Genomic DNA, 14,020 nt, shown 5'->3' with positions numbered 1-14,020 from the left:
CACCTGCCCAAACACACAGCAATGCTTCAATTTCTGGGCTTTTCAGCAGACTGCTAGAGGCCGCAGATCTCGCGGCGCTTCATTGCTTGCCGTCGCCGGACGGTTTCGTGTCGGATTCCTTCTTGTCGGTTGACGGGTCACCCTGGCCCTCGCCACCGCCATAGCCGATCACTTCAACTATGAAGATCGAGGCCGGCTTGCTGTTGCCGGCTGCGGTAGGCGCATCCGCCGTCTTGGCAGCCGCACCCGCTGTGTTCGAACCTGCGGTCAATGCACCGACGTTCGGAACAGAGATGGTCGGAATTCCCGTTGTGTTGCCCTGCACCTGGAAGTTACTGGCATTAGCGACGACAGGCGCGACGAACACCGCATTGCCCGAGGCGCGTACGCCGGCCGTGCCGAAGTCGATCGTACCGCGCGGAGCGATGAGGTAAAGCTGGGCCGCAGCCGCCGCGGTCGATGCTTGCAGCGTGCCGATGCCCGCGCCGGTCACGAACCCGCCAAGGTCGATCGACTGGTAGTCATCCTGGTCATACAGCACCTGCAACGCCGGTGCCGAGAGGGTCGTCTTGGATCCACGGCCAGCATCGAGATTGCCGTTGGAACTCCACATCAGGACGTCGCCGCCCTGGGTCGAGAGCACGCGGCTCGAATTCACCAGCACGCTCTGGTCGGTGAAGGTGCTGATCGCACCGCCCCCCAGCGTGAGGATGCCGATATCGCGCAGCTTCAGCGCCGAATTGGGTTCAGCCGCGAGCGACCCGACGGTGATGTTGCCACCCGGACCGAAAAGCGAGATATCGCCGCCAAGCTGCGTCTGGATCGTGGCGTGCAGCAGGTTCATATCTCCGGTCTTGACCAGTTGGTTGGCGCCGTTGCTGCCGCCGCCGAGCGCATTCGCAGTGTAGCCCAGGCTTGACGGGAACATCGTGTTGATCATCCGGTACCCGCGCTGCGAGTCTGCCGACGTGCCGCTCGCCTGGATAATGCCGACGGCCTTGAGCTCGGCGAAGAACACTTGATCGACGAAGATATGCTGCAGCTCGGTCGGCAAAGCCTTGAAGGCCGCGAATGCGCTTGCATCGTCGGAGCCGCTTGCAGGCTTGCCGACGCGGGCCAGGAAGGTCCGCAGCGCCGCAACATAGTTGTGCTCCACACCAGCCGCGTTAGCCGGATCGACATAGGTATTGACGACCGCCTGATAATCGACACCGAACTTGGTGCCGAACAACGTGACGATGTCAGCCCCCTGCTTCGTGCCGGCAGCCGCTGTCAGCGCCGCATTGCGCCGCGGGTTGTTTCTGGAGCCGAGAAGCGCCGTGTCGTAGAGGCCCACCGACCCGCCGCCGCTGGAAACGTAGATATTTCCGACTGCCGTCGGGCTCGAATTGCCGACCGAGACAATGCCCTCCTGAACGGAAACCTCGCCTGGGTTGTCATGCGCCGCCGGGAGGAACGGACCGATGTCCCCACCTGCCTGCACCACCAGGAAGCCAGGCCCCGCCACCTGCAACCCACCGCCATTGTTGAAACCGGTGTAATTGATGTTTCGACCGGCCGAGATCGTGCTCACATCGCCGGCGTGGATATTTTGGACAATGACGTTGAGATCGATGACATCCCGGCCGGCATAGACCCTGGTCGGCCGGTTGATTTCGATGTGCTGATAGCCCGGATTGTCGTCGCTGGTCGTTCGCTTGCCATAGCTTCCGGTGGCAGTGATGTCGCCGGTCGCGGCGTAAATGCGTGCGACGGTATCGATCCCTTGGGCCGCGTCGTCCTGGTGCGCGAGCACGGTGCCGCTGGTTGAGCCGGCAAACCCGTTATTCGGCTGGAACGGATCAAACGCGGAGTCGATCAACGAGGGACCGGCCGAGATGTACGGCCGCTGCGTGTTGTCGAACAACGTCGACGTATTCCTCGGATAACCGAAGCTCAGGTCGACACTACCCTGAGCCATCAGCTGGAAGGTGCCGTGCTCGGACGAGCTCAACACGATGCCCGGTGTCGGGAAAAGTGCGCGAGGGCGTGGAATCTGGGCGCCGGTCGCGTCCTGAGTTGTCATGCCCGTCGTGATAAGATTGCCGTTCAGCGCAAGCGCCTCGAAGCTTGCCGGATACATCGCCGCGGCCGCCGTAACACCCGTTGCGGTCGGGGATAGGTCCGTGATCGCCGTCGGCGCGATGGAGATGGTCAGATCCCCCGTCTCAGCCACCAGCCGAACCCTGCTGTCCTGGCCATAGGTATCCATGTAGATCGGCTTTGAACCCTTACCGCTGGAGCCTGGATCCAGTGGATTCGCTAAACTCGGCTGCTGAACGTGCAGTTCGGCGGGATTGACGACGCCTGCAATCGAGATCGAGCCACGCGCTGAGATCGCAATTTGCCCGGTATCAACGGCGAGCAATGGTGTATCCGGAAGCTGAATGGGACTTGATGCGTATCTCGAAACAGTGCCGTTCTGTCCAACCGATCTTCCAGCGGTGATGATGCCGTGTCCCGCCCCCTCATAGAATGAACCACCGAGGATATCGCGGCCGGCGGTCACGACCATGTTGCCGCTGTCATAGAGGTGCGTCACAGGCGTACTGGCAAGCGTAAGCCCGCCGCTCACCCGACCCGTGGTTGGCAGAGAGACCGAAACACCCTGCAGGTCGCGCTCGGCAGTGACGCTGACGTTGCCCCCGGCGCTCAGGATACCCTGCTGGAAGCTCGAATACTGGATCCACCATGCCGTTTGCGATGCGATCTGCGTACCCGAAGGCGCGAAGACGCCTGCGCCAAACACGGCTGACGACGCCGACGCGACGCCACTATCCGACAACAGCCACGGTTGATAGTACTGCACCACCTTGTTGCCGCTCGTGACGTTGCCCACGATATCGCGCTGCGCGTCGATCCTGACGTCACCACCCCGCTCGGGGAACGCGGCCGCGGTGGGCGGACCGTAGTAAAGGTCTGCCCCGTTTGGAATGATGGTCGCGTTGTTGCCGTAGGCCAGGACCCTTGGCTCGAGGAAGAGTGCTTGCTGGACGCTGGCATCGGTGTTGCCGACCGCGACGGTCGGTGCCCCGCTCGCGGTGTTGAGCGTGTAATTTGGATCGATGAGCTTGGCGGTGTTGACCCCCGCCGCGTAGATCGCGCCGGGTGCGACCGTGTCGTTCAAGACCACATCCTGCGCAGCAGCCATATCGATGCGGCCAGTCCCGGTACGCACCATGGTCGGAAGATTGTAGGTGACGTCGACAATCGAGCTAGGAGTGTCAACAAACAACGAGTTCTTGGATGTGTAAGTGGTGTGCTTGTCGACCGTGATGTTGCCGACCGCCACACCGTTGATGCCGGCCTGTGCGCTGGCAAGTGAGATCCTCGCTGACGGATTGGCGCTAGAGACCGCGGCCCCGGCCGTGAAACCATAGGACCAGGATGACGGCGCGGTCAGCAGCTTCAGGTTCGACGAGCTGCAATCCGTAGTGCAAACGTGTAACTGATGCGGGAACAGATCCGCAGCCGCGAGATCTTGTGCCGTCGGGCTGACGATGTTGCCGGCGGACTGATAGGGAGCAATCGGGACCGCGCCGTTTGCGTAGTTGTTCAGGTAGTACGTAAAGAGACCGAGCCTATTGGGATCGATCTTTCGGCCATTGCCGCCCTGGGAGGCGATGTAGTTCTGGACCGCCGCAATGTAGTTTGGATCGAGATAATTTCCAAACTGGAAGAAGCCGTCGGAAATCGAGGCGTTGACGTTGATGTTTCCGGCGGCGCGCAGCGTCAAGGCACCGGCATCGAGTCCACCCCACGGCGTCGCGAGCCGGTAGGTGAAATTCACGTAGCTCGAGGCCGGATCGAAATACTGGAAGGACTGGTTGTTGCGCGAGCCGGTTTGCAAATTGCCCGCAATGCCCGCCGCCAGATTCCAGTTGCTGACAACGGTGATGTCGCCGGAATTCGTCGTGTTGCTGACCTTGGTATTGACCAACTCGATGCCCGGTTGAACGTGCACCACATCGGCACCGAGCTGCTTGACCAGCCCATTCTGAAGCCTGTCGAGCAGGCCGCTGAACCCGTAGCTCTTGCCGGCCAGGTCCGGGGCGCCCTGAATTCCATTGCCCTGGACGAAATTCGCGAGGACATCGCTGTAGAGCAGCTGGTGCGGCTGATAGGACGCGACGGTGAGCGCAGCAGCATCACCGGCGCCATTGAAAACCTTGCTGGAAGCTAGTGGAACGAAGCTCAGGCCGCCGTTCGGCGCGAAAATATGATCCTGGTCGGTTGCACCGGTGAGACCGGTCGTTTGCGTCGCGAAGGAGACGCTTCCGCCGCCATTTCCGGCAAAGCTGATTTGCGGCAGATCGGCGACGGACCGATAACCCTTGCTCACGCCCGCGACGCTCAAAGCCGCGCCCATAGTCGCGGTTCCGGTCGCGGTGGCTCCGGTGGTGGGGTCGCTGGAGAAAGCGACGTTGACGGCGCCGCTATAGCCAAAGCCGCCGGTCACGGTTGCTCCGGTCACCTTCATCGTCGCCGAAAAGTAGCCGGCTGGATACAATGTCCCGCCAAAAAACGAGGTGCGGACGAACACCTGCGTCGGCACCGTGCTCGTGATGTTGGATTGGTCAACGACAACTGTCGGGACGCCGTTTGTGACCACAAGGTGTCCAGTTCCGATCACCTGCAGCTGGCCACCGGGAGGAGTACCCAGCAGATTGACCCTGTTTCCATTGAAATTGCTGATGTTCGGATAACTCGATCCATCTGGCTGTTGGCCTGGAACGTTCATCAAGCCGCTGACATTGATGTCGTTGAAAGCCAGCTTGGCCTTGGCGGTGGCCGCAATGCCCCAGTTCGGCAGCTTGGAGCCATCGGCGGCGGTCACGGTTATAGTAGGCGCGCTGGTATAGCTGCCGCCGTCCGTCACATTAATCGACGCGACTTGAAGGCTGGAACGGAACGTCGTTCCGGTCACCGGATCCGTTACCAGGTAGAAGCTCGCGTTGGCCGGATCGACTGCTCCGGTGATCGTAGCTCCGGTGCTGGTGACCACCGATATGTTGGGCGGTGCCGTGTAGGTCCCGGGCGTCACGACGAGAGGATCGCCGGTAACATTGGTCCAAGTTCCGAAGTCAGGAGCAGTACCTTTCGAGGTTACTAACCCTGCCGGGTCGACATAGCCATCCCAGACCACCTTGGTACCGTTCTTTGTGGTGAGCCGGCTGCCGTCGATTCCGCTCACATTGTTCGGGCTTGCTTCCGTATTGATCGTGAGGAAGCCCTGGATGTTCACGGCGCGCGCACCGGTGATCGTCGCGTCGATGTTCTTGATCTTGACGTCGTTGTTGCCATCGAGTGGCGCGCGCAATGTCACTGTTCCGCCCGACAATCCGCCCCTGGTGCCGCCGGAGACGTCGATGACGGCGCCGGATTGCAGATCGATCTTGCCGACCGCAGACCAGGCCGTGCCGATCATGACATCACCGCCGCGCTCGTCAGCATGCGTCGTCCGGGCGAGAATCTGGCTGGAGCTCGTCAGCACCACCGCGTTGTGGCCAAACAGGCCTACCTGCCCGCCCGCTTGTCCAGCGCCGTCCGCGGTGTTGCCGGCATATCCGCTGGCATCCACAGTGCCGCTGATGATGACCTGGCCCAATTGCTTCGAGGGATCGATGGTCGCCCAGGTCGGATCATCGGCGGTCAGCGTGACAGCGTTGGCCTTGAGCGTGTGCCCCTGCGACAGTTCGAGATTGCCCGTCCGCGTGTGGATGTCGATCGCACCGCTGACACCACCCGCGAGCAGTTGATCGGCGAGCCCCGACAGATCGGCCGATCCGTTGATGTCGAGTTTGAAGGTGCCGCCGTGGCCGGGTCCGCCGGCGCCGCGCAAGTTGCCCGCGAGCGCCGCACCGCCATTGAGCGCCGTCACGTCGATCTCGCCGCCATAGCCGAGGCCGCCCGTGGGCTGCACCACATCGATGACGCTGTGCGCATCGGTCCTGACATTGGCGCCGGAGTTGAGTACGACCTTGCCGCCCGCCAAATAGGTGTCGACATCGACCAGCGTCTTCTTGTAGCCACCGGCGGCAAGATAAGCGTGCGGCATGAGCCACACCCCGAAATCGCTGCCGGAGGCCGACAGTGTGATCGTACCGGCCTGCGCCTGGATCGTGCTGTCGACGATGATGTTCTTCGCCGTCAGTTTGAGGCTGCCGCCGATCTCGGTGCTGTCAGTCGGACGGTCGGGGAAGCTATTATGGGTCAGGCTGCTGATGACGGCGACGTTGCCCTTGTTCCGAGTGGTGATCTCGAATGATCCGCCGCCCGCGGCAGTAGCGCCGGCCACAAGGAAGCTCGGCGTCGCCACGGAAAGGTCAACAACATCATTGCCCGCCCCGAGCGTCATGGTGCCTACACCTGCGGCAAGCACGCGGTCGGTGGCATGCATCCTCACCTGACCGTAGCCCAGTATCGACTGCGCCCCGCCTCCCAGAACGATTTCCGTGCCGTTGATCGCCAGTGCGAAGCCGCCGTTGGCCGAAGGCAGGTTCGCGGGAACATTCGCCGCGCCCGTGCTGATCAGCTCGATTGTACCGCTGTTGACCGAAAGCTCGGCGCTTCCCGCTCCATCGGCGCGAGCCAGGGCGGCGGCGTCCAGGGTCAGCTTGGTCACGCCCGGATTAAAATCGCCGTAAAGAGTGACGACACCGGACAGCGCCTTCAACGACAGCGCCTGCACGTCGGCGAATTGCTGGTTGTACAGCGCAACGCTCTTGTCGGTCACGAGCGTGGGCGAACCGAGACCGATGGTGCGCCCGGTCACGTTGAGCTGCTGCAGGTGAAAGTCGCTGCTGTTAAGAACAATAGAGTTGACCGTCCCGGTCGCGTCCAGGGTCAGGACCTTACTGGTAATGTTGGCGCCGTGCTCGATGTGGACCCTCCCGGCATCGGGCAGAACCAGGGATCCGCTCATCGCGCCGGGCACGTTCGGGTCAACGCTCGACGCGAACTGGATCGTCAGCGAAGGTGGTGCAAGCTTGGTCGGGATCGACAGTTTCAGGCTGGTGTCGTTGCTGGCGGCGAACAGCGCGTTGAGCCCTTTGGTCTGATACGAATAGTTCTGCAGCTTGTCGAGATCGCCGGCGTTGATACTGCCGATGTGGCGATATTGGCTGCCATCGGGGTTGATAACGAAGCTGCCGTCGGCGTTCTGGACGACATAGCTGAGCTTCGAGATGTCAGCCCCGATGATGGCGGTGCCGGTCGCATCGAGCGTGCCGCCCAGCGCCGTCGCGACATCCTGGGCCGTGCTGGCCGTGGGGCTGTTGTTGGTCGGATCCGCAAAGTAGTAGTTGCGACCGGCTCCGGTATGCACGACACCGGTGGTGGCGATGACGCTGCCGCCAGCGATCCGCACTGTGCCGCTGTCGGGCGCCGGCACGAAGACCTGATTTTCCACGACCACAGTCTGGCCGTTCACCCTCAACGTCTGCGGAATCGTCTGCAACTGGGTCGGCTTGGCGACCTGAGCGACGAGCAGTATCTCCGGCGCGCTGAATGCCTCACCCTGGGTGTCGACGAGGACATTGCTGGCGGTCGGCGTAATCAGCGTGCCCGTTGTGGTATCGCTGCGGGCGCCGCCGATCAGAACACTTTCGAAGCCGTTAAGCTGGGTAACATCTAGACCCACATAGCCGGCCCGAACATCATTCTTGACGAACCCGGCATGGCCGACCACCGCAAGTTGCGGAGCGCTGACGTCGAGTTCGCCGCCGCGTCCGAAATTGCCGCTGCTGTCTTGGCCCGGCTGCGTCAGCGCGACGCCGTTCAGGACGATGGACTGCAGCGCCGATACCGAGAGACGGCCCGCATCGACCGGCAGCCGCGGCACCGTGGCGTTCTGCTTCACCGCCTGTTGGGTAAAGTAGGTGTTGGCGCCTTTGAAGCTGTACTCACTGTATTGTTGCCAGACCGAATTGGTCTGCACGGCGAACACGGTCTGGCCGGACGACTGCTTTCCGGGCACGGTCGACTGCGTGTAGTTGCCGGTCACCAGAACGGTGCCGTCGGGCAACGTCGTCCCCGTGGCCAGATTTCGGCCGGTATTGTCATTGGAATACACCACGACGCGCATCGCGCCCGGCAACGTCGCATAGTGTGCCGGATAAAGCGTGTAGGTGCCCGCCGCAATGCCGCTGCCACCGTCGATCGTGATCTGCTGGCCGGCCAGCGGAACGGCGTCGCCGGCGGTGATGGTCTTGCCATTGTCGGCGCTGCGCGCGGTCGTGAAGTGAATGTCGAAAGCGGAGACCGGATCAACCTGCGACGGCACCAGCGCGTACACAATCTGGCCCAACGGAGTCGTGGTCAGGGTGTCGCGCGATCCGCCCTTGCCCTGGACCCACTCCACGGCCTGAATATCACCGCCGCCGCGCAAGTCGATCGTGGAGCCTTCGGAGCGCTTCACGTTCGAACCGGCCAGGACCAGGCCCTTCGACGGCGGTTGCGCCAGCGGGTTCAGGCTGGCGTTGTAGTACCAGTTGGTGCCGTCAGCCGTCGCGCCATAGGGAACGGTCATATCGGCCAGCGACACCGAGGTCAGGCTTCCCGGCGCGAGCACGACCGACTGGGTGATGATCGGGGAAACCGAGCTGTCAGTATTGCCAAGCGTGATGTTGCCGAGCGGCGCGAACAGGTTGCCGGCCTGGTCGATGGTCTTGGCATGGACGGTGATACCGCCGCCGGCGGACAGCGGAATCTTCGTGTTGCCGTCGGCAGGCGCCGCAAACCTGACATTGCCGGGCGTTTCGATCGTAAAGGTGACGGCGGTCACTGGATAGATCCGCTGGGCCGAGAGCAGGAAATCGCCGGCGGAGATCATGTTGCCGGTGAAGCTCGACTGCTCCGCAGTCGGGGCTTTGTCCTGGGAATTCTTCTTGAGGCCGTCTGCCACCTTGAGCGTGCCGAGGCGAATGTCGCCGCTTGCGATCAGGTTGATCTGACTGAAGCCCGAGAAATCGAGGCCCGGCAGGGCGTCGCCGGATTTGAAGGTCGATGGCGTCGGCGCTCCCTCGATATCGATGGTCTGCGCATTCACCGTCAGCGTGCTGGTGCCGACCACGGGTTTGGTGCCGTTGCCGGTCAGCGAGACATAAGGCGCAGCAATCCGCGCGTCGATCGAGCCGGATGCCGGCGCATTGATCGAGCCGGCCGCAATGTGCAAGCGGTTCGTCACGTTCCAGTTGAGCCGACCGGAAATCGTGAGCGGGCTCCAGGTTGTTGCCGCACCGCTTGGAACCGAGAGCCCGTAGGTTTTGCCCGGCAAATCAGTGAAGATGGCCGGCGCGCCGCCCAGTGCGCTCCCCGCATACAGGTATACGTTGTCGAACGGTACAAGCTGGTCGGCAGCAACGACGAGCGACCTCGGCGCTATTCCAAACTGGTAAGCGGCCAATGTATTCGTCACGTCGGTGATATCCTGCCGCAGGGACATCGGTCCCCCACCAAGCAGGATCGTGCCCCCGTTGGCGCGCGCGTCCGCCTGCACGCCGCCGTCGCCGGCAACATATCGCCCGCCGGCTGCGGCAAAGCCCCCGCCCCAGGCAAATCCGCCGACGTTGGCGCTCACCGTGCCGGCGTCGCTCCAGGTCCACTGCGACGACGTGGCACCGCGTGCGCCCGCCACCTGGATGTTGCCGGCTGCGCCCGACACATCCACCAGCGCGCCACTATCGGCCACGAGATAGTTCACGCCCGTCGGCGCGGAATATACGAAGTAGGTCTGGTTCGGGACCAAACTGATCTGGCCGGCTTCGACCGCGAACGTGCCGCCGGCGACGTAGGTGCCGCTGGTCGCCGCGCCATTCGTCGTCCCGAGCAGCGAATTGGCGACGAAGGTGCCGGACAAATCGACCTTCGCCTGAGTTGAAAGATGCGTCTTCAGCGCGTTGATGAGGACGGAGCCGCCGTGATCGACGATGGAGCCGCGCAGATCGACAGACTGTGCCGGGACGTTCCAGTTCGGATCGCTCGGTTGCGTTGCAGCGCGAGTTGTGGTGACCGCCTCCATCGCGATAATGGCCTTGGGATCGGTGACGACCTTCGAGCCGGTATCAAGCAGGATGTTGTTTGCCTTGAGCGTGAGGTTGACCGGCTTGCGCTGGTCGTCCGGAAGCATCGCCAGTTGCGGCGTGGCTTGGCCAAGCCTGGTACCTGTCGGCGTCGTCGTGTAATCTGCAAGGCTTGACAGGTTCTGCTGCTGCAGCGTCAGATTGGTGCCGGCCGACGCGATGATGTTCGCGGCGGCGCCGGACCAGTCATCCGGCACCGATTCGATCGTGTAGGAGCCGAAACCGCCGCCCGTGAGCAGAGAGGTGGGCAACGTGCTCGCCACACCGCCGACGCGGATCGAAGACGTCTCGCCAGGCTGCAGCTTGCCGCCGATCCGGATGGTGTCAGCCGCGGCAAGTCTCAGGCTGCCGTTGCTCTCGAATCCGTAGCCTCGGAGGTTTCCGTCGAGCTCAATCACTGCCTGCGTCGCAATGCCTTGAGTAGGCGTATGTGGACCACTGACGTCGTCCCATATCCTGCCGTTATAGATGGCAAGCGAGATCGACCCCGCCTTGCCGGCCATGACACCAGTAGCTGCGGTCTTGGCTTTGCCCGATGACGAGACATAGCCTCCGCTGGATACGTCAAGGACGCTGCTCTTCGCGAGCAAGATACTTCCGGTCGTATCGACGTAACTGTTGCCAGTTGTGCTGCTGCTCGCGCTGTCCTTATTGGTCGTAAGCGAGATGCTGCCGCCGTTGGTGAATGCAGAACCAACCGCATCGCCGGTGCCGCGACCGATGTCGTTGATGAAACGACCGCTCACGTCGATCGTACCCTCGACAAAGATGTTAGCGGCAATCACCTTGCCCGATTTGTCGGTTGGCGGCTTGAATGCGGAAGAATTGAAGTTGCCGCTGACCGCAATTCGGTCGGTCACGAGATTGACGCTGCCGCCTGCAGCCGAAACCGTTCCGGCAATATCGATCGCGCCGCCGGCGGTGATTGAGAGACTGCCGCCGGCCGCGAGATTGAGCGTGCTGTCGCTCGACAGGACAAAATCATTGGCCGTCACGGAGAGCGAGCTGAGGCCGTAGCCCGACAAGGTGTCGGCCGATAAATTCGTCGTATAGGTGCTTTGCGCGGTATAGTTGGCCGACTGCGTCGCGCCGATCTGTACGCTCGATGGCGTCGTCAGCGACAGCGAGCCCTGCAACGGCAGTTGGCCGGCGCTGATCTGGCGCTCGCCAGCCGTTGCGCCGAAATAGATCGTCCCGAGCAGCGATGGATTGATGGTCACGACATTGACGCTTCCGGCGTCATGTCCCTCGGTATAACCGGGTGAATCAATCTGCGTCTGCGTTGACCAGGTTTCGGTGACGCCCCAGCGCGCATGCTTGACCGTGAACTGGCCCGCGATCCCCAGAAAGGTCATGTTCGGGTCGGCGTTGGCCATGCTGTAGATGCGGCCGTCGCTGCCGATCAGATGCGTGGTGTTCACCATGCCGGGCAGGAATTTGACGCTGCCGCCCGCGACGTTCATGATCGAGCCGTCGGTCTTGACGCTGGGCGCGCCGTTAGTGGTGGTGAGCTCCGTGGAGAGGCTGATACTGCCTCCGACCGTCATCAACTGTGAGATGCTGCGCGGAACCTTGGCCACATAGCCGCTGGCGTCGGCGAGCGGCGTGCCCACCCATTTCGTGCCGTCGCTGCGGGTGCCGGAGTTGCGGATGTCGATCCACAGCATCTGGCCGTACACCGCTCCTCTTCCGTCAGCGCCCACACTGGCGTAAGGTGGCCGTTGCAACGGCATGTCGGCGAATTCCGCAAGCGGTTTGAACGAGATGACGTTGTAGCTCGCCGGCAGCTCGACATTCTGAAGGCCGGCGACGTCGATTGTTGCGCCTGGCGCGAGCAGCACGGTTTGCGGGCCATTTGAGTTGGAAGAGACGTCCGCGTTGCCTCCAACGCCAGCGGAGGACATGCCTTGGTTAAACAGGTTGGGTGCGACTTCAGTGGTCCCGTTGACTGATTTGTTGTGCAAGAACCGCTGCGCGTTGAGTGCCACCTGCGCGGATGGAGCTGAAATCAGCCCATTCGGACCAACCGCAACGTTGGTTTGCGCGGTCATCTCGACATAAGCCGGCGTAAAGCTCTGCGCACTTGTGAGCCCCGGCGCACCGTCATCGATCGGCAGGCTCGATATCACGCCATTGATGGTGACGCTGGTCGCAGCGCGAAGCAGCACCATGCTGTTACGATCAACGCTGGTATCGACCGAGATGACCCCCTGGATGAGATTGCCGGCGCTCTCCGTCAGATAGCGACCACTTGCGTCCCTTGGATTGTCGATCGTGACGGTATCGCCGTTCATGATGACAATGCCGCGAGAAGCGTCAATCAAGCCATCATGAGAGATAGCCCCGGTACCGGCCAGATAAGCGGGGCTGAATGGGTAACCAAAAGGGTCCGTCGCATCATCCGTTCTGGTACTGTACGACGACGCAAACTGCGAAATTCTAAACTCTGTGCCGCGAAACTTGATCGTCTTTCCGGAATCATCCTTTCCCAGCACATTGTCCGGCAGCTTCGAATACCCGTTCGGAACGACGTCGATCGTGCGCGCCGCGACCATGGCGACCTCGCCGCTGGGAACGGTGATCGCCCCGGAATTGTAGACATTGGCGCCGAACAGATAGACCGAACCGGGCGAACCGAGCGCGACCTGATCCGACTGGATGTTGCCGGTGATCGACGCGCCGCGCTCGACCTTGACGTCGCCGGCAATCAGCTTGGTCGTCGCACCGCCGTCCTTGTCATAGATCGAGAACGAGCTGAGATTAGCGACGCCCAGATTGAGGAAATAGGTATCGCGATCCTCTACCTTGGTGCCAAGCGGCCCGATATCGAGGCTGGAGGCGATCAGCCTGTGAACGTTGACCTGGGAGCCCGCGCCGAACACGATGCCGTTGCGGTTGATCAGGTAGACGGCGCCGGGAGCGTTGATCTGGCCGAGAATGCGGCTCGGTGCGGCGCTGGGATCCTGCACTCGGTTGAGCGCGATCCAGTCGGACGCGGATTGCCTGAAATTGACCGTGGTGTTGGCGCCGACGTTGAACGTATCCCAGTAGAGGATGCTCTTCTGCTGGGTCTGCTGGATATCGACCGAAACCTTCGAGCCGTTCGTCGTCTGCACCGGTGAATTGGCGCCGCGCCATTTGGACGCATCGGCCTTGATGCCCGCCAGCGGATCGCTCGCTGTACCGCCCGCCGGCATCAAGCCGTCCTTGACCAGTCCGTTCGGAACGGATGATGTCGCGGCCTGGGCGGCCGCGGCGGCGTCCGATTGCAGCTTGCGCATCGCGGCGAGCGCCGCTGCCGCACGGGCGAGCGAGGCCTGGGCCTGCGTTGCCGCGCCTGCAGCCTGTTGCGCGGCCTGGATCGCCGCCTCCTGCGCGGCCGCCGTCGGCACCATCGTGGTGGCACCGGGCGTCAAGCTTCGCGCATGGCCGAGACCGCCTGCAACGGACAGCGCCAGCAGGCTGACGCCACAAAGCAGCGTCCGTTCAAAGGCGCGCCGCATCCCTGGCGGCCGAACAACGATCTCGCGAGGGGGCACGCTTCAATACCTTCCGGATACAAATTCCAATCGCGCGCCCGCGATGCAGGCGAATGCGCGCGCCGCATTTACTTATCGTTTACTAACATTCATATGTCAGATTTGTAGCAATGACGGCAATTTACATAATTCGCGCCTAGCGTTTACCGCGAAAACGCGGCGCCCGCATGCGTCATGCAATAACGTATCGCTCTCGACGCTCTCTGTTATCCATTGTTATCATTGCGTTACTCCATCGGATCGACTTGTCGCGACCCGAAGCGCGATGGAACCGCTACGCGCAGCTTTCCGGATCATCCCGCTAGAGCATTTTCCGACCTGGTGGAATCGGAAGGGATTCCCTTTCGGGGCAAATCGTGA

General features: G+C 62.2%; 1 protein-coding gene. It reads right to left on the bottom strand.

The features are described 5' to 3' along the window. Positions 1–79 precede the first annotated feature (79 nt). Entirely contained in the window at positions 80–13,624 is a 13,545-nt protein-coding gene (locus tag ACFFWD_RS02170) for a filamentous hemagglutinin family protein (RefSeq protein WP_376960972.1), read from the bottom strand. Positions 13,625–14,020: the final 396 nt, after the last annotated feature.

Origin of the sequence: Bradyrhizobium erythrophlei (genome assembly GCF_042430365.1) — a bacterium.
GTDB classification, from domain to species: Bacteria; Pseudomonadota; Alphaproteobacteria; order Rhizobiales; family Xanthobacteraceae; genus Bradyrhizobium; species Bradyrhizobium erythrophlei.
The sequence above is the reverse complement of the archived record's forward strand: the minus strand, read 5'-3'. Positions and strand labels throughout refer to the sequence as shown.